At 66.3% G+C, this 24,298-nt stretch carries 23 protein-coding genes and 1 tRNA gene; 18 read left to right on the top strand and 6 right to left on the bottom strand.

Translation table 11 applies throughout. The features are described 5' to 3' along the window. Positions 1-90: 90 nt before the first annotated feature. The 4 genes from JL100_RS05115 to JL100_RS05130 all read right to left on the bottom strand — a co-directional run bounded on the left by JL100_RS05115 (position 91) and on the right by JL100_RS05130 (position 8,187). Entirely contained in the window at positions 91-531 is a 441-nt protein-coding gene (locus JL100_RS05115) for a GNAT family N-acetyltransferase (protein WP_202682188.1), read from the bottom strand. Positions 532-692: 161 nt separating this feature from the next. After that, the gene (gene gltB, locus JL100_RS05120) at positions 693-5,231 is read right to left on the bottom strand and encodes a glutamate synthase large subunit (protein ID WP_202682187.1); all 4,539 of its coding nucleotides are present in this window, start codon (positions 5,229-5,231) and stop codon (positions 693-695) included. 111 nt (positions 5,232-5,342) lie between these two features. Continuing rightward, complete coding sequence (locus tag JL100_RS05125; RefSeq protein WP_202682186.1) at positions 5,343-6,797, bottom strand: NAD(P)-dependent oxidoreductase; 1,455 nt, start codon at positions 6,795-6,797, stop codon at positions 5,343-5,345. Between the two features lie 424 nt (positions 6,798-7,221). Beyond that, complete coding sequence (locus JL100_RS05130; protein WP_202682185.1) at positions 7,222-8,187, bottom strand: complex I NDUFA9 subunit family protein; 966 nt, start codon at positions 8,185-8,187, stop codon at positions 7,222-7,224. A gap of 232 nt (positions 8,188-8,419) precedes the next feature. On the opposite strand from JL100_RS05130, the gene JL100_RS05135 reads away from it, so the two are divergent. The 9 genes from JL100_RS05135 to ptsN all read left to right on the top strand — a co-directional run bounded on the left by JL100_RS05135 (position 8,420) and on the right by ptsN (position 15,970). Beyond that, positions 8,420-8,506, top strand: a tRNA-Leu gene (locus tag JL100_RS05135). A gap of 95 nt (positions 8,507-8,601) precedes the next feature. Next, the gene (locus JL100_RS05140) at positions 8,602-9,213 is read left to right on the top strand and encodes a ribonuclease D (protein ID WP_202682184.1); all 612 of its coding nucleotides are present in this window, start codon (positions 8,602-8,604) and stop codon (positions 9,211-9,213) included. 287 nt (positions 9,214-9,500) lie between these two features. Further along, the gene (locus tag JL100_RS05145) at positions 9,501-10,460 is read left to right on the top strand and encodes a KpsF/GutQ family sugar-phosphate isomerase (protein WP_202682253.1); all 960 of its coding nucleotides are present in this window, start codon (positions 9,501-9,503) and stop codon (positions 10,458-10,460) included. A gap of 73 nt (positions 10,461-10,533) precedes the next feature. Beyond that, positions 10,534-11,316 (top strand): LPS export ABC transporter periplasmic protein LptC, encoded by a 783-nt coding sequence (lptC, locus tag JL100_RS05150; protein ID WP_202682183.1) that lies wholly within the window; start codon positions 10,534-10,536, stop codon positions 11,314-11,316. Then, positions 11,313-12,224 carry an LptA/OstA family protein gene (locus tag JL100_RS05155; RefSeq protein ID WP_202682182.1) on the top strand — a complete coding sequence of 304 codons (912 nt, stop codon included), beginning with the start codon at positions 11,313-11,315 and terminating at the stop codon, positions 12,222-12,224. The genes lptC and JL100_RS05155 overlap by 4 nt, the downstream gene beginning before the upstream one ends. Positions 12,225-12,316: 92 nt before the next feature. After that, the gene (gene lptB, locus JL100_RS05160; protein ID WP_211113111.1) at positions 12,317-13,051 is read left to right on the top strand and encodes an LPS export ABC transporter ATP-binding protein; all 735 of its coding nucleotides are present in this window, start codon (positions 12,317-12,319) and stop codon (positions 13,049-13,051) included. Positions 13,052-13,067: 16 nt separating this feature from the next. After that, a complete protein-coding gene (gene rpoN / locus JL100_RS05165; RefSeq protein ID WP_202682181.1) occupies positions 13,068-14,651 on the top strand; it encodes an RNA polymerase factor sigma-54 in 1,584 nt (527 codons plus the stop codon). A gap of 172 nt (positions 14,652-14,823) precedes the next feature. Then, a complete protein-coding gene (gene hpf, locus JL100_RS05170; protein WP_202682180.1) occupies positions 14,824-15,489 on the top strand; it encodes a ribosome hibernation-promoting factor, HPF/YfiA family in 666 nt (221 codons plus the stop codon). 22 nt (positions 15,490-15,511) lie between these two features. Further along, positions 15,512-15,970, top strand: a complete 459-nt coding sequence (gene ptsN / locus JL100_RS05175) for a PTS IIA-like nitrogen regulatory protein PtsN (protein ID WP_201073446.1) — start codon at positions 15,512-15,514, stop codon at positions 15,968-15,970. A gap of 92 nt (positions 15,971-16,062) precedes the next feature. On the opposite strand, the gene JL100_RS05180 is transcribed toward ptsN, so the two are convergent. Continuing rightward, complete coding sequence (locus tag JL100_RS05180) at positions 16,063-17,019, bottom strand: UDP-glucuronic acid decarboxylase family protein (RefSeq protein ID WP_202682179.1); 957 nt, start codon at positions 17,017-17,019, stop codon at positions 16,063-16,065. A 161-nt stretch (positions 17,020-17,180) separates the two neighbouring features. On the opposite strand from JL100_RS05180, the gene hisG reads away from it, so the two are divergent. From hisG to JL100_RS05220, 8 genes are all read left to right on the top strand, one after another. Then, the gene (gene hisG / locus JL100_RS05185; RefSeq protein WP_211113108.1) at positions 17,181-17,858 is read left to right on the top strand and encodes an ATP phosphoribosyltransferase; all 678 of its coding nucleotides are present in this window, start codon (positions 17,181-17,183) and stop codon (positions 17,856-17,858) included. Continuing rightward, on the top strand, positions 17,848-19,149 hold the full coding sequence (hisD, locus tag JL100_RS05190; protein WP_202682178.1) for a histidinol dehydrogenase: 1,302 nt from the start codon (positions 17,848-17,850) through the stop codon (positions 19,147-19,149). The genes hisG and hisD overlap by 11 nt, the downstream gene beginning before the upstream one ends. Next, a complete protein-coding gene (locus JL100_RS05195) occupies positions 19,146-19,625 on the top strand; it encodes a UPF0262 family protein (protein WP_202682177.1) in 480 nt (159 codons plus the stop codon). Before hisD ends, JL100_RS05195 begins: the two co-directional genes overlap by 4 nt. A 20-nt stretch (positions 19,626-19,645) precedes the next feature. Then, a complete protein-coding gene (locus JL100_RS05200; protein ID WP_202682176.1) occupies positions 19,646-20,113 on the top strand; it encodes an arsenate-mycothiol transferase ArsC in 468 nt (155 codons plus the stop codon). Positions 20,114-20,130: 17 nt separating this feature from the next. Then, the gene (locus JL100_RS05205) at positions 20,131-20,589 is read left to right on the top strand and encodes a CopD family protein (protein WP_202682175.1); all 459 of its coding nucleotides are present in this window, start codon (positions 20,131-20,133) and stop codon (positions 20,587-20,589) included. Between the two features lie 78 nt (positions 20,590-20,667). Next, entirely contained in the window at positions 20,668-21,039 is a 372-nt protein-coding gene (locus tag JL100_RS05210; RefSeq protein ID WP_202682174.1) for a hypothetical protein, read from the top strand. Positions 21,040-21,051: 12 nt separating this feature from the next. Beyond that, a complete protein-coding gene (locus JL100_RS05215; protein ID WP_202682173.1) occupies positions 21,052-21,720 on the top strand; it encodes a Fic/DOC family protein in 669 nt (222 codons plus the stop codon). A gap of 66 nt (positions 21,721-21,786) precedes the next feature. Next, entirely contained in the window at positions 21,787-22,863 is a 1,077-nt protein-coding gene (locus JL100_RS05220) for an ABC transporter ATP-binding protein (RefSeq protein ID WP_202682172.1), read from the top strand. A gap of 7 nt (positions 22,864-22,870) precedes the next feature. Here JL100_RS05220 and JL100_RS05225 read toward each other — a convergent pair whose 3' ends face one another. Further along, positions 22,871-23,728 (bottom strand): SDR family oxidoreductase, encoded by an 858-nt coding sequence (locus tag JL100_RS05225; protein WP_202682171.1) that lies wholly within the window; start codon positions 23,726-23,728, stop codon positions 22,871-22,873. Positions 23,729-24,002: 274 nt separating this feature from the next. Here JL100_RS05225 and JL100_RS05230 point away from each other — a divergent pair, with 274 nt between their 5' ends. Further along, a complete protein-coding gene (locus JL100_RS05230; protein WP_202682170.1) occupies positions 24,003-24,245 on the top strand; it encodes a hypothetical protein in 243 nt (80 codons plus the stop codon). Positions 24,246-24,298 lie beyond the last annotated feature (53 nt).

The raw sequence follows: 24,298 nt of genomic DNA on the forward strand, positions 1-24,298 counted from the left end.
ATACGGTGACCTTTCCGGTCATCTGACCCGGTTCATAACACAAATGGATTAGTGTATGCCACGCAATAGGATTGCGACCTAATAGTAGGGTTATTTTTGATAGAGAATATAGGGCTCATCGGTCGAAACGGTTGCCGAAGCCACGATCCACCCGTTGCGTTCGTAGAAGGCCCGGGCGCCCTGGTTGGACGCGAGGCATTTCAGTCGGGCTGGGCGGAACAGGTGGGAGCAGGCGCGCTCCAGCAGGACGGTCCCGACGCCCCGGTGCTGCCAGCGGGGATCGACGAACAGGTTGTGGACGAAATTGTCGGGCCGGTAGATCGAGGCGAATCCGACGACGACTCCGTCGATCTCCGCGACCCAGACTTCCTCGTCCTCGATCGCCCGATGATAATCCTCCAGCACGAAGGACCCTGCCGGCTGCCAGTGGAAGGCTGACCGGCGCGAAGCCAGGAAGATCTCGGCGCAACGCTGTCCGTCCATCCCGTTGGCCAGTCGGACGGCGATTTCCGTTCCCGCACACTCAGGCATGACGGTGGCCCCCCGCGTGTCCGCCCCTCCCGGACGAAAAACAGTCCGGGAAGCGGTTTATTCGCGGTAACCTTAGCCAACGCGTCGAGCGGGCGATAGGCCGGCCCCGCCGGGCCGGCCCTCATGCGACATATAGCGCCGGGATGCCCCGGCGCGGTCGATCAGTCGGCCGCCTGGGGGGCTCGCACCGGCACGTCCAGCCGGTGGACCATCTCCTTGGGCACGACCTGCCAGAAATTATCGCGCACCAGATGCCAGTCGTTGAGCAGGCGCTCGGCGAACTTGCTCTGGGTCTCGGCGACATGCTCGGCGATCAGGTCGCGCAGCAGCGCCTCGTAGTGGGGCACCTCGATCCGCTGGAAGATCACGCTCTCCTCGTTGACCTTGCGGGAGAAGCTGCCGTCCTCGTCGTAGATGAAGGCCATGCCCCCGGTCATGCCGGCCGCGAAGTTCTCGCCGACGCTGCCCAGGATCACCGCGATGCCGCCGGTCATGTACTCGCAGCCGTTGGAGCCGCAGCCTTCCACCACCACCTTGGCGCCCGAGTTCCGGACGGCGAAGCGCTCGCCGGCCTGGCCCGCGGCGAACAGCTTGCCCGCCGTGGCGCCGTACAGCACCGTGTTGCCGATGATGGTGTTCTCGTTGGTCTTCAGCGGGCTGCTCGTGGTCGGCCGGACGGTGATGGTGCCGCCCGACAGTCCCTTGCCGACATAGTCGTTGCTGTCGCCCAGCACCTCCAGCTTCATGCCCTGCACCGCGAAGGCGCCGAGCGACTGGCCGCACGAGCCGCGCAGGCGGACCGTGACGTGGCCGGGCTGGAGCCCGGTCATGCCGAACTTGCGCGTGATCATGGCCGACAGCCGGGTGCCGATGGCCCGGTGCGTGTTCCGCACATTGTAGGCCAGCTGCATCTTCTCGCCCTCCTCGAACAGCGGGCGGGCGTCGGCGATCATGCGGGCGTCCAGCGTGTCCGGCACCTCGTTGCGGCCCTGCATGGTGCAGTAGCGCGCGCTGTCGCCCGGATCGGCCTGGGCCAGCAGCGGGTTGAGGTCCAGATCGTCCAGGTGGGCGCCGCCGCGGCTGACCTGGTGCAGCAGGTCGGTCCGGCCGATCACCTCGTTCAGGGTGCGGAAACCCAGCTGCGCCAGGATCTCGCGGACTTCCTCCGCCAGGAAGCTGAACAGGTTGACGACGCGCTCCGGCGTGCCGACGAACTTCTTGCGCAGTTCCTCGTCCTGCACGCAGACCCCGACCGGGCAGGTGTTGCTGTGGCACTGCCGGACCATGATGCAGCCCATGGCGATCAGGCTGGCGGTGCCGACGCCGTACTCCTCGGCGCCCAGCATCGCGGCGATCACGATGTCGCGGCCGGTCTTCAGGCCGCCGTCGGTGCGCAGCCGGACCCGGTGGCGCAGCCGGTTCAGGGTCAGGACCTGGTGGACCTCGCTAAGGCCCATCTCCCATGGCACGCCGGCATACTTGATCGAGGTCTGCGGGCTGGCGCCGGTGCCCCCGACATGGCCGGAGACCAGGATCACGTCGGCGTTGGCCTTCGCCACCCCGGCCGCGATGGTGCCGATGCCCGACCGGGACACCAGCTTGACGCAGACCTTGGCGTCCGGGTTGATCTGCTTCAGGTCGTAGATGAGCTGCGCCAGATCCTCGATCGAGTAGATGTCGTGGTGCGGCGGCGGGCTGATCAGCATGACGCCGGGGGTCGAGTGGCGCAGCTTCGCGATCATCTCGGTCACCTTGAAGCCGGGCAGCTGCCCGCCCTCGCCGGGCTTGGCGCCCTGGGCCACCTTGATCTCGATCTCGCGGCACTGGTTGAGGTATTCGGCGGTGACGCCGAACCGGCCCGACGCGATCTGCTTGATCGCCGAGTTCCAGTTGTCGCCGTTCTTGTCCGGCTTGAACCGCGCGGGGTCCTCGCCGCCCTCGCCGCTGTCGGACTTGGCGCCGATGCGGTTCATCGCGACGTTCAGGGTGCCGTGCGCCTCCGGCGACAGGGCGCCCAGCGACATGCCCGGCGTGATGAAGCGCTTGCGCAGCGCCGTGATGCTCTCAACCTCGTCGACCGAGATGGCCTCGCGGGTCGAGCGGAAGTCCAGCAGGTCGCGCAGCTGGATCGGCGGCCGCTTGTTGGTCGCCTCCGTGTACTTCTTGAAGGTCGCGTAGCTGTCGGTCGCGACCGCCTGCTGAAGCATGTGGATCAATCCTGCTTCCCAGGCGTGCCGTTCGCCGTTGCGGCGATACTTGTAGAAGCCGCCGATCGGCAGGGCGATGACGTCCTCGGAATAGGCGATCGCGTGCTGCTCAAGGACCTTCTTCTGGATGCCGGCGAGGCCGATGCCCGAGATGCGGCTGACCATGCCGGGGAAATGCTCGGCGACCAGCGCGCGGCTGAGGCCGACCGCCTCGAAGTTGCAGCCGCCGCGGTACGAGCTGATGATCGAGATGCCCATCTTGGACATGATCTTCAGCAGGCCCTCGTCGATCGCCTTCTTGAAGCGGTACAGGCACTGCTCCAGCGTCATGTCGCCGAACAGGCCGCGGCGATGCCGGTCGGCGATCGCCTCCTGGGACAGGTAGGCGTTGACCGTCGTGCCGCCGACGCCGATCAGCACGGCGAAGTAATGTACGTCCATGCATTCGGACGTCCGTACGTTCAGCGACGTGAAGGTGCGGAGCTGCTGGCGTACGAGGTGGGTGTGCACCGCGCCGGTCGCCAGGATCATCGGCATCGGCGCGCGGGTGGCGCTGACCTGCTCGTCGGACAGGATGACGTGGGTGGCGCCGCCGCGCACCGCGTCCTCCGACTCCTGCCGGATGCGGCGCAGCGCGTCGCGCAGCGCGTTGGGGCCGCCGGCGACGTCGAAGGTGCAGTCGATCTCCGCCGAGGTCTCGCCCATGTACTCGCGCATGGCGCGGAACTCGGCGGTCGTCAGCACGGGGCTTTCGAGCTGGAGCAGGCTGCACTGGGTCGCATCCTCCTCCAGTATGTTGCCCAGGTTGCCCAGCCGCGTGCGCAGGCTCATCACCCGGCGTTCCCGCAGGCTGTCGATCGGCGGGTTGGTGACCTGGCTGAAGTTCTGCCGGAAGAAGTGGTGAAGGCCCCGGTACTTGTCAGACAGCACCGCCATCGGGCTGTCGTCGCCCATGGAGCCGATCGCTTCCTTGGCCTCGTCCACCATCGGGTGGAGGACGGTTTCCAGGTCCTCCATGGTGATGCCGACCGCGAGCTGGCGGCGGCGCAGCTCGTCCTTGGCCAGCACGGCGGATTCCGCCGGGGCCGCCTTCACCAGGCTGTCCAGCTCGGTGATGTTGCCGACCCACTTGTCGTAGGGATGCTGGGAGGCGAGGTGGTCCTTGATCTCCCGGTCGTGGTACAGCTTGCCCTCGGCCAGGTCGACCGCGATCATCTGCCCCGGCCCGAGCCGGCCCTTCTCGACGACGGTGCTCTCGTCGACCTTGACCATGCCGGTCTCGGAGCCGGCGATCAGCAGGCCGTCGCTGGTGATCGTATAGCGCATGGGCCGCAGGCCGTTGCGGTCCATGCCGCCGACCGCCCAGCGGCCGTCGGTCATGGCGAGCGCCGCCGGCCCGTCCCACGGCTCCATCACGGCGTTGATGTAGCCGTAGAGCGCGCGGTGAGGTGCGGGCATGCTGTCGCCGGCGGCCAGGGCTTCCGGGATCAGCATGGTCTTGGTCATCGGCGCGGAGCGGCCGGCGCGGGCGACCACCTCGAACACGGCGTCCAGCGCGCCGCTGTCCGACGAGCCGATCGGGATCACCGGCTTCAGGTCGTTGACGTAAGGTCCGAAACGCTCATGGTCCATGCGCGTCTCGTGCGCCTTCATCCAGTTCACGTTGCCCTTCAGCGTGTTGATCTCGCCGTTGTGGGCGAGCATGCGGAACGGCTGGGCCAGCGGCCAGGTCGGGAACGTGTTGGTCGAGTAGCGCTGGTGGTAGATCGCCACGTTGGAGACGAAGCGCTCGTCCAGCAGGTCGGGATAGAAGGAGGTCAGCTGTTCCGCCAGGAACATGCCCTTGTAGACGATCGAGCGGGCCGACAGCGTGCAGATATAGAAGTCGTTGATCTGCTCGGCCCGCACGGCGGCCTCGATCCGGCGGCGGATGATATAGAGTTCCAGCTCGAACCGGTCGTCGGTCTCGCCCTTGGCGTTGCCGATGATGATCTGCTCGATCTCGGGCCGGGTCGCGTTGGCCTTCTCGCCGATGATGTCGACGTTCACCGGCACCTGGCGCCAGCCATAGATATAGTAGCCGAAATTCAGGATCTCGGTCTCGACGATGCAGCGGCAGCGCTCCTGCGCCTCCAGCGACAGGCGCGGCAGGAACACCTGGCCGACCGCGAGCGGCCGGTCCGGCGGGATGTGGCCGATCAGCTTGACGTAGTCGTGGAAGAACTGCTGCGGCACCTGGATATGGATGCCGGCGCCGTCGCCGGTCTTGCCGTCGGCATCCACGGCGCCGCGGTGCCAGACGGCCTTCAGCGCCTCGATCCCCTTTTCCACCACGGACCGCCGCGGCTTGCCGTCGATCGCCGCGATCATGCCGACGCCGCAGGCGTCGTGCTCGTCGGCCGGATCGTAGGCATGGACCGCGGTCAGGGCCTCGACGTTCGCCCGGTACTCGGCAACGAACTGCTCGCCCTGGTTCGGGATTTCACGGGTCATGGGGCGGTTCCTTTCTTGGTCCGACGTTTCTTGGTCCAACGTCGGGGACATGGCGTCGAAGGAATTGCAGGTGCGGGCCGGAGCGCTCCGGCCCGGGCAGCCGTCAGGCCGTCACTCGGCCGCGACGGCGGCCGACGCGCCGGCCTCGGCCTTCTGCAGCAGGTAGGCGTGCATGTGCTCCGCGACGTCGCGGCCGTCGCGGATCGCCCACACGACCAGGCTGGCGCCGCGCACGATGTCGCCGGCGGCGAAAACGCCGTCCAGGCTGGTCATCATGGTGCGGAAATTCACCGTCACGGTGCCCCAGCGGCTGACCTTCAGGCCGGTCTCGCCGAACAGGGTCGGCAGGTCCTCCGGGTCGAAGCCCAGTGCCTTGATCACCAGGTCGGCCTCCAGCGTGTAGGCGGAGCCATCGATCACCTGCGGGGTCTGCCGGCCACTGGCGTCGGCGACGCCGAGATGGATGCGGTGGGCGCGGACGCCGGTCACGACTCCGTCCTTGCCCTCGAAGCCCTCGGGGGCGGACTGCCAGACGAACTCGACGCCCTCTTCCTCGGCGTTGTGGACCTCGCGCTGGGAACCCGGCATGTTGGCGCGGTTGCGGCGGTACAGGCACTTGACCGACTTGGCGCCCTGGCGGATCGCCGTGCGGACGCAGTCCATGGCCGTGTCGCCGCCGCCGATCACGACGACGTTCTTGCCGGCCGCGTTCAGCGCGCCGCTGTCATAATCGGGAACCGCGTCGCCCAGGCCCTGGCGGTTGCTGGTCGTGAGGTACTGCAGCGCCGGCACGATGTTGCCCAGGTCGGAGCCGGCGACCGTCAGGTCGCGCGCCTTGTAGACGCCGGTCGCGATCAGCACGGCGTCGTGCTTCTCCCGCAGCTCGGCCAGGGTGGCGTCGCGGCCGACCTCGAACCCGGTGTGGAAGATGACGCCTTCGTCGACCAGCAGCTGGACGCGGCGGCTGACCACGTATTTCTCCAGCTTGAAGCCGGGAATGCCGTACATCATGAGGCCGCCGATCCGGTCGTAGCGGTCGTAGACGTGGACCTCGTACCCCTTGATGCGCAGCTGCTCGGCCGCCGACATGCCGCCGGGGCCGCCGCCGATGATGGCGACCGACTGTCCGCGCTCGCGCAGCGGCAGGCGCGGCTTGACCCAGCCCCGCTCCCACGCGGTGTCGTTGATGTATTTCTCGATCGAGCCGATGGTGACCGTGCCGTGGGTCGACTGCTCGATCGTGCAATTGCCCTCGCACAGGCGGTCCTGCGGGCAGATGCGGCCGCAGATCTCCGGCAGGTTGCTGGTCGCCGACGACAGCTCGTAGGCCTCCTCCAGCCGTCCTTCGGCGGTCAGCTTCAGCCAGTCCGGGATATTGTTGTGGAGTGGGCAATGGACCTGGCAGAACGGCACGCCGCACTGGGAGCATCGGCCGGACTGTTCCTCCGCGCCTTTCTGGTCGAACTCGCCATAGATCTCGTCGAAGTCGTGCCTGCGCGTCGCGGCATCCCGTTTGTCGGGCATGCGCTGGTCGGTCCGGACGAACTGCAACATCTTCTGCGCCATGGCGAACAATCCTTCAGCTCAGCCCCTCGGGACGTCAAAGGCTCATCGGGCCCCCGGTCGCATCGAAGGGGTCACGGCCACATCGGCGTAACCGCGTGGAGGTGGAAACAAACTTGTCCAGACTATGCCGGGTGCAGCCGATATACGTCATATTGCCAAGCCTTGCCAGCACAAAAACGCAGATAGGTCATGGTTGTTGACTAATTTGGCTGATTCATCCCCGTCTGTCTGAAATTTGTGCAGGCCGCTTTCTCGGTTAGGGGTCTAATAGGGCCGAAATGAGACTATGTCGTGAAATAGCCAGCGCCCACGGGCGTTTCTGCTTCAACCGATGCCGCGGTGCATCAACACGCGAGATTAGACAAAAAAAATGCGGGCTGAGAAGCCCGCATTTTCCGCAGCATTGATACAGATACCCAGGGCGTCAGGCGGTGTAGCCGCCCGCGCGCTGGGAGAAGCGTCCCCCGACCCGGAAACGGTCCAGATATGTGGGGATGATGACCTCCGCCGCGGTCGGGTCGATGCCCAGGTCGTGGATCGTCGCCGCACCCGGCGCCACGACGTTGTCGGACTTCAGCAGCTCGACCTGATCCACCGTCAGTATCGGCTTGGGCAGCTTGCCCAGTATCCTGCCCTGGAGCTCCGCCAGAGACCAGGAGACCGGGACCAGGAAGCGCTTGCGCCGCGTCTCCGCCAGCACGAGCTCCATGAGTTCCTTGAAGGTGTAGACCCGCGGGCCCCCCAGCTCATAGGTCTTGCCCCGGGCTTCCGGCAGTTCCAGCGCCTTCATGATCGCGTCGGCGACGTCGCCCACATAGACCGGCTGGAACTTCGTATGGCCGCCGCCGATCAGGGGCAGGGCGGGGAAGATCCTGGCCATCGCCGCGAACCGGTTGAAGAAGCTGTCCTCGGGTCCGAAGACGATGCTGGGCCGCAGGATCGTGGCTTCCGGGAAGGCGTCGCGCACCGCCTGCTCGCCGGCGGCCTTGGTCCGGGCGTAGGCCGAGGCGGAGTCGGCGTCGGCCCCGATCGCGGAGACCTGCACGAACCGCTGGGCGCCGGCCGCCTTGGCGGCGCGGGCGATCCGGCCGGGCGCATCGCCCTGCGTCGCCTTGAAGGTGTTGTCGCCGGATTCGTAGAGGATGCCGATCAGGTTGATCACGATGTCGGCGTCGCGCACCGCGGCCGCGACCGAGGCGTCGTCGTTGATGTTGGTCGCGATCGGGATGATCTGGCCCACCGCGCCGTTCATGCGCAGGAAATTGGCGCTGCTCGGGTGGCGGGTCGCGACGCGGATCACCGTGCCGGTCTTCGCCAGCCGTTTGATCAGGTGGCGGCCGATGAACCCGGACCCGCCGAAAACCGTGGCTACCCGATACCGAAAGGACATCGATTTCTCCAAGCCTGATAATTGCCGGCGCCCCTTTTCGGCGCTGGGACCAGCGCCGCGGGGCTGTTGGGCAGTGCTTATAACGAAAGCGGGCGCGCGGAGCCAGCGCCGCGGCACCGGTGCGGCAGCGACGCCGCACCCCGGTGGCTCCCGCCCCGGGGGCAAGGGAAGCCAGGGTGAGAAAAAGCATTTGACAGCATGCCGGCCGGGCCATATATCCCGGTCCCACATCGCCCAGGTGGCGGAATTGGTAGACGCGCAGGTTTCAGGTACCTGTGGCAGAAATGTCGTGGAAGTTCGAGTCTTCTCCTGGGCACCAATTCCTCGGTAACGGCCGCTAGATCGCAGGCACCTTAGTTTTCTAAGGGGGCACGTGGATCGAAGCGGCCGTTCCCGCTTCCGGGATGGACGGCAGTGCCCATAGAGCTTTACGACGGCGATCTCCCCGACGATTACGATTTCGGCCCCAGCGTCGCCATCGATACCGAAACCATGGGGTTGAACCCCGTCCGCGACCGCCTGTGCCTGGTCCAGCTCTCGGCCGGCGACGGCAACTGCCATATGGTGCAGTTCCGCCAGGGTCAATATGACGCGCCCAACCTGAAGCGGCTGCTGACCGATCCGACCGTCACCAAGCTGTTTCACTTCGCCCGGTTTGACATCGCCGTCCTGCAAGCCTACCTGGGAGTCGTGTGCGAGCCGGTCTATTGCACCAAGATCGCTTCCAGGCTGGTGCGCACCTTCACCGATCGCCACGGATTGAAGGACCTATGCAAGGACCTGCTGGGCGTGGAGCTGTCGAAGCAGCAGCAATCCTCGGACTGGGGTGCCGCCGACCTGACGCCCGAACAGTTGAAATATGCCGCCTCCGACGTGCTTCACCTGCACGAACTTCGCGGCAGGCTGGATGCCATGCTGGAGCGCGAGGGGCGCACCGGCCTGGCGGCCGAGTGCTTCCGGTTCCTGCCGACCCGCGCGGCGCTGGATCTCGGGGGCTGGGCGGACCAGGATATCTTCGCCCATTGACGGCAGATCCGCAGCCCCGCCGCCGGGCCGGCGATGCGCAGCATTCGGGCAGAATGTCCTCATCTGCGGCATTATAACGAGAGCGCGGGTTTGACCCGGTTCCGGGCGATGGGCATACTGTCCTCGCCGAGGCCGGGCCGGGTGGGCCGTCCCCGCATCCTGCGGACGTAGTCCACTCGACGAGTTCTAAACGGGCGGGAATTTGCCCGAACAAACCTGGGAGTTTGCCAGCCTTGGATCATTCGACCGACCCCGACAGGACGCTTGCGCGGACGCCGCCGGTCGACATGCTGCTCGACGGCGACATCGCGGTGGCCGGGCGGGTCCTTCGCCTGGAGGCGGAGGCGCTGATCGACCTCGCGGCGGGCCTTGACGCCGGCTTCGGCCGCGCGGTCGGGCTGCTCGGGCGCATCACCGGTCGCGTCGTGGTCACCGGCATGGGCAAGAGCGGGCATGTGGCGCGCAAGATCGCGGCGACGCTCGCCTCGACCGGCACGCCGGCGCTGTGGGTCCATCCCGGCGAGGCGAGCCACGGCGACCTGGGCATGATCGCGAAGGACGACGCGGTGATCGCGCTGTCCAATTCGGGCGACACGGCGGAACTGGCCGACATCGTGGCCTATGCCAAGCGGTTCCGCATCCCGCTGATCGGCATCACCCGGCGGACGCACTCTTCACTGGCCGAGCAGTCCGACGTGGCCCTGATCCTGCCGGCGAGCCCGGAGGCCTGTCCGCTCGGGCTGGCGCCCACCACCTCGACCACCATGATGATGGCGCTCGGCGACGCCCTGGCCGTGGCCCTGCTCGAGCGCCGGGGATTCTCGGCCGCCGACTTCAAGGTGTTCCATCCCGGCGGCCAGCTCGGCCGGCAGCTGCTGCGCGTCACCGAGCTGATGCACAAGGGGGCGGACCTGCCGCTGGCGCCGCTCGACATCCGGGTCTGCGACGCGATCCTGGTAATGACCGCCAAGAGCTTCGGCTGCGTCGGCCTGACCGGCCCCGACGGCCGCCTGGCCGGGATCATCACCGACGGCGACCTGCGCCGCCACATGAACCCGGACCTGCTGGGCCGCCCGGCCGCGTCGGTCATGACCGCCGATCCCAAGACGATCAGGACCTCGGCCCTGGCCGGCGAGGCGCTCGGCATCATGAACGCGATGGCGATCACCAGCCTGTTCGTCACCGACGACGGTCGCCCGGTCGGCATCATCCATATCCATGACTGCCTGCGGGCCGGTGTGGCCTGACGCCATGGTTCATCCCACGCCCCGCAGCCCGGGGGATCCCCGGGGCGGAGACCTCCGGGAAGCTTCCCCCCAGATGGACCGGACCCAGGCGGACCGGACCCAGGCCGACCACATGGCGGCGCGCATGCGCCGGATCGCCCGGGCCGGCGGCGCCTATTCCTTCTTCGTCAGGTTCATGAAGGTGGTGCTTCCGCTGCTCGCCTTCGGCCTGATCGCGCTGTTGGCTGCCTGGCCCCGCATCCAGGGTGTCGAGCAGTCCGCCCAGCGGCGCGATTCCGGCGAACTGGAGATGATGCGGGCGCTTTACGTCGGCACCGACAGCCAGAACCGGCCGTTCTCGGTGACCGCCGACCGGGCGGTGCAGTCGACCAGCGAGCCCGGCGTGCTCGACCTCGTGCGGCCCCAGGCGGAGCTGACCCTCCAGGACGGCACCTGGGTGGCCGTGAAAGCGGACCGCGGGCGCTACAACGACCAGACCGGCAAGCTGCTGCTGCTCGGCAACGCCAACCTGTTCCACGACAGGGGCTACGAGTTCAAGACCGACGAGGCCCATGTGGACGTCAATGCCGGCAGTGCCTGGGGCGACCTGCCGGTGACGGGCCAGGGACCGTTCGGCGAGCTGTTCGCCCAGGGCTTCCGCCTGTTCGACAGCGGCCGGACCATCGTCTTCACGGGCCATGCAAGGCTCAACCTGGCGCCCGGCCTGTCCGGTTCCAGCGCGCTGCCCGGCGCGGGCGCCTCCACCGCCGCTTCCCCGCCCGCGGGGGCGGGCGACCCTGCCATTCCCGATGCGCCGCCCCGCGTCGCCGAGCGGGCGTCCCAAGAACAGTCCATACCGGAGCAGGTCGAGCGATGAGCACGTGGTTTCGCACAACAGTTCTCGCATCGGCCCTCGTTTCGGCCGCGATCCTCGGCGTCCTCCAGGGGGTGCCGGCCCGGGCCCAGGGGCTGGGCGGCGGCACGGGAGGGGACGGGCTTCCCATCGCGGTCGACGCCGACCAGGCCATCGAGTGGCACCAGGAACAGAAAGCCTACGTCGCGCGCGGCAACGCGGTCGCAAAGCGCGGCGACGTCACCATCGAGGGCGACACGCTGGTGGCCTATTACCGCGAGATGCCGTCCGGCGGGACCGAGATCTTCCGGCTGGCGGCCGACGGCAAGGTCCATATCTTCTCGCCGGAGCAGAACGTCTACGGCGACCGCGCCGTCTACGACGTGGACAAGCAGGTCGCGGTGGTCACCGGCTCCGACCTCAGGCTCGTCACCCCGACCGACGTGGTGACCGCCCGGGACAGCCTGGAATACTGGGAGACGCAGAAGCTCGCCGTGGCCCGCGGCGACGCCGTGGCGGTGCGGGAGGCCAATCGGGTAAGCGCCGACGTGCTGGTCGGCCTGTTCGCCGAGGGGGCCGGCGGGGCTCTCGAGATGACCCGCATAGACGCCCAGGGGAATGTGGTGATTACCACCCCCACCGATGTGGCGCGGGGCCGGGAGGGCGTCTATAACCTCAAGACGAACATCGCGACCCTGACCGGTGACGTGCGCCTGACCCGGGGCGACAACCACCTGAACGGCCAGACCGCCGAGGTGAACATGAACACGGGAGTGAGCCGCCTGCTCAGCACCGGAAACCGTACCGGCGAGCGCGTGCGCGGCCTGTTCGTCCCCGGCCAGCAGCCGGGCGGCGCCCAGCCCGCACCCGGCCAGCCAGCACCCGCCCAAACACCACCCGCCCAGACATCACCCGGAGGCACCGGCAATTGAGTATCCGGGAGTTCAGGAAGCCGGATCGTTCCGAAATCAGCACCCAGTCCTCCCGGCCGGCACTTCGGCCCGACGGCGGCCCGGCGCCGCGCCTGGTCGCCGACAACCAGGGGTTGAGGGCGAGCAATCTCGGTAAGCATTACAAGAAGCGGCCGGTGCTGCGCGACGTCAGCGTCACGGTCCAGCGGGGCGAGGCCGTGGGACTGCTGGGGCCTAACGGCGCCGGCAAGACGACCTGCTTCTACATCATCACCGGCCTCATCTCGCCCGACTACGGCACCATCAGCCTGGACGGGCAGGACATCACGACCCTGCCCATGTACCGGCGGGCGCGCCTGGGTATCGGCTACCTGCCGCAGGAAGCGTCGATCTTCCGGGGGCTGTCGGTCGAGAACAATATCCGCGCCGTGCTCGAAGTGGTCGAGTCGGACCGCGAGGCGCGCGAAGCCATGCTCGACGAGCTGCTGGCGGAGTTCTCGATCTCCCACCTGCGCCGCACGCCGGCCCTGGCGCTGTCCGGCGGCGAGCGCCGCCGCGTCGAGATCGCCCGCGCGCTCGCGTCCCAGCCGCATTTCATCCTGCTGGACGAGCCGCTGGCCGGAATCGACCCGATCGCGGTCAACGATATCCGCGAACTGGTGACCCACCTGCGCGATAGGGGTATCGGGGTACTCATAACTGATCACAATGTAAGAGAAACGCTTGAGATCGTCGATCGGGCATACATTTTGCACGACGGTATGGTACTGATGGAGGGCGAGCCGTCGGAGATCGTGGCGCACAAAGACGTGCGCAGGGTCTATCTCGGCGAAAGGTTCAGCCTCTAACGACCCTCCTGGTACCATGGCGCTTACACAACGTCTCGATCTCAGACAGACCCAGTCGCTCGTCATGACCCCCCAGCTGCAGCAGGCGATCAAGCTGCTGCAGCTCTCCAACATGGAGCTGTCGGATTACGTAGACCGCGAGATCGAGCAGAACCCCCTGCTGGAACGCGACGAGGCGGAGTTCGGTGACGGTGGCGGCGGCCAGGCCAATGGTGACGCCAGCGGAGCGCCGGGCGAGGGGGGACGCGAAGGCGGCATCGACCAGGCGGAACCGGCGCCGGCCGTCAACTCCGCCGACCAGAGGCAGCTCGATACCCACGAACTGACCACGTCGGACCATATGGCCGGCGGGTCGGACGCGCCGCTCGACACCGATTTCGAGAATGTCTGGACCAACGGCAGCGCCGCCGACGGCGGCTTCGACGGGGGCGAGGCTTTCGGCGACTGGTCGTCGAAGGGCGGCAGCAGCAGCTTCGAGGACGGCGACTACAACCTCGAACAGACGCTGAGCGGCGAGACCAGCCTGCGCGACCACCTGATCGGCCAGCTCAACGTCGACATCGCCGATCCGGTGGACCGGCTGATCGGTCTGGCCCTGATCGACATGCTCGACGCCGCCGGCTACGTGACGGGTGACCTGGACGCGCTGGCCGAGCAACTGAACTGCGAGCTTTCCCGGATCGAGGCGGTCCTGCGACGGGTGCAGCGCTTCGACCCGCCCGGCGTCTTCGCCCGCAGCCTGAAGGAATGCCTGGAGATCCAGCTGCGCGAGCGCAACCACCTGGACCCGGCGATGCAGGCGATGCTGGACAATCTTGAATTGCTTGCGGCGCGCAACGTCGCGGCACTGCTCAAGGTCTGCGGCGTCGATGCCGAGGACCTGTCCGACATGGTGGCGGAGATCAGGACGCTCGACCCCAAGCCGGCCCTGCGCTTCGACCACCAGGTGGTGCAGACGGTCACGCCCGACATCCTGATGAGGCTGCAACCGGGCGGCGGCTGGCTGATCGAGTTGAACACGGAGACCCTGCCGCGGGTGCTGATCAACCAGCGTTACTTCGCCCAGGTCAGCGGCGAGGTCCGCAACAAGGCCGAGAAGGAATACATTTCAGAGCGGTTCAATTCCGCGAACTGGCTGGTGAAGTCCCTGCACCAGCGCGCCAACACGATCCTGAAGGTCGCGACCGAGATCGTCCGCCAGCAGGACCTGTTCTTCGTCAAGGGCGTCCAGTATCTGCGTCCCTTGATCCTGCGGGACATCGCGGAGGCGATCGGCATGCACGAGTCGACCGTCAGCCGGGTCACGACCAACAAGTTCATGGCGACCCCGCGCGGCGTGTTCGAGTTGAAGTACTTCTTCACCTCCTCGATCAATGGGGCCGACGGCGAGGCCGCCCACTCGGCGGAGGCGGTGCGTTTCCGGATCAAGGCCCTCATCGACGGCGAGCCTCCGGAAGGCATCCTTTCCGACGACCGGATCGTCGAGATTCTCAAATCGGATGGGATCGACATTGCGCGCCGCACGGTGGCAAAGTATCGTGAGGCCATGCGGATCCCGTCATCGGTCCAGCGCCGCCGCGAAAAGTCCATGAGACTGTGAGACTGACCCCGGCGGATCTGCGGTAGAAGGCCGGACTCCGCCAATCCGGGAACGGTTGCAGCCATGAGGCTGTTCGTCAACTTTCGGGAGGCGTCACCTTCGTCACGGCCCAGCAGTGACGTCGCCCTGCATGATCCCATCTACGGGCCCAGAACTCCGGACAACCTACGTCATGCACCTATCCGTCAAAGGCAAACAGCTTGACGTCGGGGACGCGCTGCGAACCCACGTCGATGAGAGCCTAACCGCCATCGTAGGCAAGTATTTTGGCCGTCCGATCGAGGCCAACGTGGTCTTCTCGCGCGAGGCCCACCTGTTCAAAGCCGATATTTCGGTGCATGTCGGCCGCAATATCCTGCTGCAGAGCAATGCCGAGGCCAGCGAGCCCTATCCCGCCTTCGATACCGCCGCCGACAAGATCGCCAAGCGCCTTCGCCGCTATAAGCGCCGCCTGAAGGACCACCACAAGCATGGCGATAGCGGCGAGGCGGTTGACGGCGGCATCGCCCTGGCGCCGCTCCCCGCCAGCCAGTACATCCTGGAAGCGGAGCCCGACGAAGCCCATATCGACGGGTATGACGAAGATACCCATGACGCGGCGCTCTCCTCGCCGCAGGACGGCCAGGACGGACACCCCCAACCCGTGGTCATCGCCGAGATGACCACCGCCATCGACACGCTCACGGTCAGCGAGGCCGTCATGCGCATGGACTTGGCCGAACTTCCGGCCCTGATGTTTCGCAACCGCGCCCATGGCGGCCTGAACATGATCTACCGCCGGCACGACGGGAATGTCGGCTGGATCGATCCCAAAGGCACTGAGGGAGCCGGCGCCTGACCAGGCGTCGCCGTAAAAGCATATGATTGATCTGATCACGCCCCAGAGCATCATCGCCAACCTGCGCGCCGGCAGCAAGAAGCAGGCGTTGCAGGAACTGGCGAAGAAGGCGGCGGAACTGACCGGGCAGCACGAACGCGCGATCTTCGACGTGCTGCTCGAACGGGAGAGGCTCGGCACGACGGGCGTGGGGCATGGCATCGCCATTCCGCACGGCAAGCTTGCCAACCTGGACCGTGTCCATGGCGTCTTCGCCCGGCTCGAAAGGCCGGTCGATTTCGACGCCATCGACGACCAGCCCGTCGACCTGATGTTTCTGCTGCTGGCGCCGGAAGCGGCGGGCGCGGACCACCTCAAGGCCTTGGCCCGGGTGTCCCGTCTGCTGCGCGACGGAACGATGTGCGACAAGCTGCGCGGCTCCGACAGTGCGGAAGCCATCTATGCGCTGCTGACCCAGGGCGAGGCGAGTCACGCCGCCTGAATCGGCGGCGTCATCCCCTGCCAACGAAAACCCGCAGGCCGGCGGCTCCGTTCCCCTGGATCCGGCCGGCCTGCGGGCGACAGCCTAGCCGGTCAGCTCTGCCATTCCGGCAATTTTCGTTCGAAATAGGCGATCGTCCGCGCCAAGCCTTCCTTCAGCGGGACCGTCGGCTGCCAGTCCAGCTTCTCCTTCGCGCGGGAAATGTCCGGCCGGCGCTGCGTCGGGTCGTCCTGGGGCAGGGGCTTGAAGACGATCTCGGATTTCGACCCGGTCATCTCGATCACCAGTTCCGCGAGTTGCCGGATGGTGAATTCCCCCGGATTGCCCAGGTTGATCGGCCCGATCACGTCGTCGGGTGCCGCCATCAGGCGGACGAAACCCTCGATCAGGTCTTCCACGTAGCAGAAGGACCGGGTCTGGCTGCCGTCGCCGTACAGCGTCACCGGCTCGCCCCGCAGGGCCTGCACGATGAAATTTGACACCACGCGGCCGTCCTGCGGATGCATGCGCGGTCCGTAGGTGTTGAAGATGCGGGCGACCCGGATATTCAACTGATACTGGCGGTGATAGTCGAAGAACAGCGTCTCGGCGCAGCGCTTCCCCTCGTCATAGCAGGCGCGCGGGCCGATGGGGTTGACGTTGCCCCAGTAGGCTTCCGTCTGCGGATGGATCGAGGGGTCGCCGTAGACTTCGCTGGTCGAGGCCTGGAACACCTTGGCCTTCACCCTCTTGGCCAGTCCCAGTATGTTGATCGCGCCGTGGACGCTGGTCTTGACGGTCTGGACCGGGTCGAACTGGTAATGGATCGGGGAGGCCGGGCAGGCCAAGTTATAGATCTCGTCCACTTCCACATAAAGCGGGAATGTGATGTCGTGGCGGATCACTTCAAAATAGGGATTGTCCAGCAGGTGGACGATGTTCTCGCGCGATCCTGTGAAATAGTTATCAACGCATATGACTTCACATCCTTCGCCCAGCAATCGCTCGCACAGGAACGACCCGAGGAAGCCCGCGCCGCCCGTGACCAGCACCCGCTTTCGTCCGTACATTTGGTCTTACCCTTTTTTGTTCGGGCGCAGTATGCCTATGACCCCGCCGACTGGCAATCCGCTCTCGCAGGGCTCGACCGGCCCGGATCGCAGACCCGGGGGTGACAAGCGCGCCGTTTGTGCTATCACTCGCGTCGAGCCGCTCAGTTCTGGAGAAACCGTTGCCAATCCCGTCAATACCGGCGAGCGAACCGCTGGTCCTGGCCTTGCCTAAGGGGCGTATCCTGCAGGAGGTCCGGCCCATGCTGGACCGTGTCGGGATCGTGCCGGAACCGGCTTTCGATGACGAGAACAGCCGCCAGCTCCGGTTCGCCACCAGCCTTCCCCATGTCAGCATCATCCGGGTCCGCTCCTTCGACGTCGCGACCTTCGTGGCTTTCGGGGCCGCCCATCTCGGAGTCGCCGGCAACGACGTGCTGATGGAGTTCGACTACCCGGAGATCTACGCCCCGCTCGACCTCGGGATCGGCAAGTGCCGGCTCAGCGTCGCGGAACCCAAGGAGATGGTGGAGGGCGACGATCCGGCGCGCTGGAGCCATATCCGCGTGGCGACCAAATATCCCGAGATCACCCGGCGACATTTCGCCGCGCGCGGCGTCCAGGCCGAATGCATCAAGCTGAACGGCGCCATGGAACTGGCGCCGACCTTGGGCCTTTGCCGCCGGATCGTCGACCTCGTGTCCAGCGGCTCGACATTGCGCGCCAACGGCCTTGTGGAGATCGAGCGGATCGCCGACATAACATCGCGCCTGGTGGTCAACCGGGCCGCCTACAAGACCCGGCCGGAGGAGATCGGCGGCTGGATCGACCGTTTCAGGGATGCCGTGGATGCCGCTTGACTTGAACAGCCGCGACCCAGGGTTCGAGGCCGCTTTCGCCGGCCTGCTGGGCGCGAAGCGGGAGACCCAGGAGGACGTCCAGAACGCCGTCGCCGCGATCCTGGCCGACGTGCGCGGGCGCGGCGACGCCGCGGTGCTGGAATACACCACCCGGTTCGACCGGGTCACCCTGACCGCCGGCACCCTGCGCATCACCGCCGCGGAGATCGACGAGGCGGTCGCCTCGATCGACCCCGGCCTGCTCGACAGCCTCAAGCTCGCCGCCGCCAGGATCGAGGATTTCCACCGGCGCCAGAAGCCGGAAGCCCTGTCCTACACGGACGAGGCCGGCGTCCGCCTCGGCGCCCGCTGGACCGCGGTCGGCGCCGTCGGCCTCTACGTGCCCGGCGGCACCGCGGCCTATCCCAGCTCGGTCCTCATGAACGCCCTGCCGGCCAAGGTCGCGGGCGTGGAACGGGTCACCATGGTCGTGCCGACGCCGGACGGGAAGCTCAACCCGCTGGTGCTGGCCGCAGCCCGGCTCGCCGGCGTGGACGAGATCTACCGGATCGGCGGCGCCCAGGCGGTCGGCGCGCTGGCCTACGGGACGGAGACAATCCGCCCGGTGGACAAGATCGTCGGACCCGGCAACGCCTACGTCGCGGCGGCCAAGCGGCAGGTCTTCGGAACCGTCGGCATCGACATGATCGCCGGCCCGTCGGAGATCCTGGTGGTGGCCGACGGCGCCAACGATCCCGCCTGGATCGCCGCCGACCTGCTGTCCCAGGCGGAGCACGACACCAGCGCCCAGGCGATCCTGATCACCGACGACGCCGGTTTCGCCGAAGCCGTCAAGCGGGCGGTGGACGGGCACCTGAAGACGCTGCCGCGGGCCGCCATCGCGGGCGAGAGCTGGCGCGAGCACGGCGCGGTCATCGTGGTCTCGCACCTTGACGAGGCGGTTCCGCTGGTCGACCGCCTGGCGCCCGAGCACTTGGAACTGGCGGTGGCCGACCCGGACGCGCTGGCCGCTCGCATCCGCAACGCCGGCGCCATCTTCCTCGGCCGGCATACGCCCGAAGCCATCGGCGATTATGTCGCAGGGCCGAACCACGTGCTGCCGACGGCGCGGAGCGCCCGGTTCTCTTCCGGTCTCAACTTGCTCGACTTCATGAAGCGCACGACCCTGGTCGGGTGCGACCCGGGCAGCCTCGGCGCCATCGGACCCGCCGCCGTGGCGCTGGCCGATGCCGAGGGTCTCGGCGCCCATGCGCTTTCCGTGTCGATCCGACTGAATGGAGCCCCCCGGTGACAGACACCAACCACCGCATCGTCCATGTCGCCCTTGACGAACGCAGCGTCGTCCGGCGCAGCGCCGAGGTCGAGCATGAACGGGCGGTGGCGATCTTCGATCTGCTCGAGGACAACCTGTTCCGGCCGGAGGAATGCCCCGACTCCGGACCTTATCACCTCCATCTCAGCATGGAGGACAACCGCATGCTGTTCGACATCCGGGATACCGCCAATAAGGACCTGGGCAAAGTCCTGCTGCCGCTGACGCCGTTCCGCACCATCGTGCGCGACTACTTCATGATCTGCGACAGTTACTACAAGGCGATCAAGAAGGCTTCGCCGTCCCAGATCGAGGCGATCGACATGGGACGGCGCGGCCTGCACAACGAGGGGTCCGAACTGCTGCGTGAGCGGCTCGCCGGCAAGGTCCAGGTGGATCACAACACGGCGCGCCGGCTGTTCACCCTGATCTGCGTCCTGCATATCCGCGGGTGACGGGGGCGGAGCGGACGCACATGGACGACCCGAACAGCGCGTTCGACAGCGCCAACGTCACCAGCGTGCTGTTCGCCTGCACCTACAACGCGATCCGTTCGCCGATGGCCGAAGCCCTGATGAAGCATTTCCACGGCCATCGCATCTATGTGGATTCGGTCGGCGTGCGCGAGGGCGAGCCCGATCCCTTCGTCATAGCGGTGATGGACGAGATCGGCATCGACCTGTCGCGCCACCGCTGCAAGACCTTCGACTTCCTGGAGGACACCTCGTTCGACCTGGTGATCTCCCTGTCGCCGGAGGCACAGCACCGGGCCGTCGAGATGACCCGGACGATGGCCTGCGACGTCGAGTTCTGGAACACCCTCGACCCCTCGATGATCGACGGCAACCGCGAGACGCGCCTCAGCTTCTACCGCCAGGTCCGTGATACGCTTGGCCGCCAGATCAAGAAGCGCTTCCCGATCATCGGCGGCCCGACGGTCTGACAGCAAGGAAATCCCTTATGGTACTCGCACTGGTGTTGCACAGCCTGGCCGCCGCGGTCTGGATCGGCGGCATGTTCTTCGCCTACATGGCGCTGCGGCCCGCCGCCGGCGCGCTGGAGCCGCCCCAGCGGCTGACCCTGTGGCGAGGGACGTTCGACCGCTTCTTCCCCTGGGTCTGGGCGGCGGTGGCGGCATTGCTGGTCAGCGGCTATGCCATGATCTTCCTGCATTTCGGCGGGTTCTCCGGGGCGGGCCTGCATGTCCATGTCATGCATGGCATCGGGCTGGTCATGATGGCCCTGTTCGCCCACCTGTTCTTCGCCCCCTGGCGGCGGCTCAAGGCGGCGGTCGATGCCGGAAACTGGGCCGAAGGCGGGCGCAACCTCGGCCAGATCCGCCGGATCGTCGGCATCAACCTGATCCTGGGGCTGGTGACCGTGGCGGTCGGGTCCAGCGGCCGGTACTGGCCGATGTGATCGTTGCTCCAGCTTCCCCGATAGAAAGGGGTGTTTCAATGCTGTTCGGCACACGATCGTGCTAGCATGCAGGACTGAATGCAGCTTGGCGGGCGGCGGATCGACGGCATGGTTGAAGATCATTTCCAAACGCCTCTCGATCGTTCGTCCATCAGGCATGGCGAAGATTATCCCCCCGTATCCAGCTTCGTTGAGGAGAGTTCCTCCGGAAGGGCCGAGCTTGCCCGGAGCGAAGACTCGGTCAAAGCCAAAGTCGACAGGCTTTTGTCGGAGGCTGGCTTGGCCCTGTCCGAACTAACCCAGTTCGAACGAATGGTCATGGCGATCAATCGTCTGGAGGGAACGGAGCAGGATGAGACGAACCGAGGCCTCGCTTTGCTGGTGCAGGAAGGAAAGCTCAGCCACCGTGAGGCTATTCTTCTTGCGGTTGCTCACGCAAAGCAGCGTTGAATCCTCTTCGACATGGCTGGGGTTGAAGACTCTCTCTGTGAAGAGCTTGTCCCTGAAGGCGGTTTGGACCCTTACGTCCAGCAATCAGGTGCCTTACGCAACCGCTTCGGTTTGACCGACCCTGGCGACATCAAGGACGCCGAGGCGGCTGCACTCCAGTATCGTTCGCCTGAAGCGATGAACTTCCTCAAGGCCCAGACCCGCTTCACGTTCGATGTCTGGAAGCAGGTCCACCGTATCCTGTTCCAGGATCTCTACGATTGGGCGGGCGAGCCGCGCTCGATCAACATGGGGCGCGAGGGAAAGATCGTGTTCAACACGGCGGCGGAGATCCCGGGGGAGTCCGCTGCCGTACTCGATCGGGTCGAGCGGTCGGCTGATTTCGCCACCGACATGGGCGCCTTCTATGCGGAGATGAATTTCCAGCACCCTTTCCGCGAGGGCAACGGCCGGACATTGAAGCTGCTGTTCTCGGCCATCGCATTCCGCCGCGGCCTCCTCCTCGACTTGGGGCCGGCTGAACCTGGAAGAATACACGGGGGCGCTCGCCCACTGGCAGCGAACCCTCGACGCCACCCGCATCCAGGCGGTGCTCACGGCCTGCGCCAAGCCGGCAGCCCCGGAAGACATGTTCTGACCGGATCGGCCATGGCCTCCCGGCGCTTGTTGCCACATCCATAAGCCGTTACGCTTCCTTCCCGAAGCGCCGCCGTCAGAGCGGTCGAAATCAGGGAGGGGGGCAGCGCCATGGCATCCGTCGGGATCGCCCAGGTCCGCAAGGCCTATGGGCAGCACGAAGTCATCCACGGCATCGACATCGACATCATGGACGAGGAATTCGTCGTGCTGGTCGGCCCCAGCGGCTGCGGCAAGTCCACGCTGCTGCGCATGGTCGCCGGGCTGGAGCAGATCACCGCGGGCGAAATCGCGATCGGCGGCACCGTGGTCAACCTGGTGCCCCCAAAGGAGCGGGACATCGCCATGGTGTTCCAGAACTACGCGCTCTATCCCCATATGACCGTCTACGACAACATGGCCTTCAGCCTGAAACTGCGGAAGGCCGACCAGGGCATGGTCGAGAAGCGGGTGCGGGAGGCGGCCGACATCCTTGGGCTGGTCCCCTATCTCGACCGCTATCCGCGCCAGCTCAGCGGCGGGCAGCGCCAGCGCGTCGCCATGGGCCGCGCCATCGTGCGCGATCCGCAGGTGTTCCTGTTCGACGAGCCGCTGTCCAACCTGGACGCCAAGCTGCGGGTGCAGATGCGGACCGAGATCAAGGCGCTGCACCAGCGCCTGCGCACAACGTCGATCTACGTGACCCACGACCAGGTGGAGGCGATGACCATGGCCGACCGCATCGTGGTCATGCATGACGGCCACGTCGAGCAGATCGGTACGCCGCTGGAACTGTACGATTTCCCGGCCAACACTTTCGTCGCCGGCTTCATCGGATCACCCTCGATGAATTTCTTCGACGGGACCCTCCGGCGGGACGGCCGAAACGCCTGGGTCGAGGCTACGGGAAGTGTCAGGTTTCCGGTGGAGCCGCTGACCCGCGCCTCGGACGGGCAGGCGGTGACCTACGGCATACGCCCCGGCCACCTCACCCTGGTGACCGAACCGTCGAGCCCGGGCATCCAGGCACAAATCCAGGTGATCGAGCCGACCGGCGACGACACGGTGGTGTTCTGCCGGATGGCCGAGCAGGAAGCCTGCGCCATGTTCGTCGAGCGCCACGACTTCCGGCCCGGCGACATCATCCGGCTGATGCCGAAGCTGGCCAGCGGCCACGTCTTCGACGCCGCCACCGGGCAGCGTCTCTGACTTCCGGTCAGCCGTTGACGACCGACCCGCCGTTGGGGTGGAGGACCTGGCCGGTCATGTAGGACGCGTCGTCCGAGGCGAGGAACACGTAGCAGGGCGCCACCTCTTCCGGCTGGCCGGCGCGGCCGAGCGGCACGTTCCCGCCGAACTGCTCGACCTTGTCCTCCGGAAAGGTGGAGGGGATCAGCGGCGTCCATATCGGTCCGGGAGCCACGCCGTTGACCCGGATGTTCTTCTCGGCCAGGGACTGGCTGAGCGAGCGGGTGAAGGCGACGATGGCGCCCTTGGTCGAGGAATAATCGAGCAATTGCGGGCTGCCCTTGTACGCGGTGACCGACGTCGTGTTGATGATCGACGCGCCGTCCTTCAGGTGGGGCAGGGCCGCCTTGGTCAGGAAGAAATAGGCGAAGATATTGGTCCGGAAGGTCCGTTCGAGCTGTTCGGCGGTGATCTCTTCCAGCGACGACTTGGGATGCTGTTCGGCCGCGTTGTTGATCAGGATGTCCAGCTTGCCGAACTGCTCCACCGTGCGGTCGACCACCTGCCGGCAGAAACCTTCGTCGCCCAGGTCGCCCCGCAGCGTCAGGCAGCGCCGGCCTTCGTTCTCGATCAGCTTCTTGGTTTCCTGCGCGTCGTTGTCCTCGGCCAGATAGACGATCGCGACATCGGCACCTTCGCGCGCGAAAAGGACGGCGGTGGACCGGCCGATGCCGCTGTCGCCGCCAGTGATCAGGGCCACCTTGTCCAGGAGCTTGTCGCTCCCCTTGTAGTCGCGCCGGGCGAACCGGGGGCTGGGGGTCATCTCCGTTTCGCGGCCCGGCTGCTCGTCCTGATGCTGCGGCGGCTGCTGTTGCTCCGGTGCCATCGGAACTCCTTTTTACGCTGGCTTGCGGTGGGGCGGGAACTGCCCTTCCAACAATCCCGTTTCCGTTTCATCTCGGGCTGGCGGGGTATACCTCCTATGATAATATGCCAGGGTGCCTCCTTTAGGTTTGCTCCGCCTGCCCGGTGCATCCATAAAGTGACTTCAACCTTTCAAAGGACGCACCCAATGCACCTGCTCCGAAGGTCTGGGTTTCAGACAAACTGTTCATGTTCCAAACTGTCCTAGTTGTTGTCTTTTTGCTATGGAGGGCTTCATGAGCCAGCGGCACGAGGTCAAGATCGAGCAGGAGCTTCACGGCCTGCTCGACAAGGCGATGGGAATCGCCGACAACGATACCCTCGCCCGTCTGCACGACCTCCTGCTCTACATGAGCGAAGGTGCCGACCTGCTCGACTACAGCTTCGACATTCCTGACGGGTTGGAGCACAAGCCCATCTTCAAGCGCATGCTGCTGAGCCAGCAGCTCCTGAGCGAGACGCCCCTGGGGCGTGCCTGAAATCGTCCGATTCGGACTATCGTCGGATACTGATCGAAGGATGTAACCAAATC

The organism is Skermanella mucosa, from assembly GCF_016765655.2.
Classification (GTDB): Bacteria; Pseudomonadota; Alphaproteobacteria; order Azospirillales; family Azospirillaceae; genus Skermanella; species Skermanella mucosa.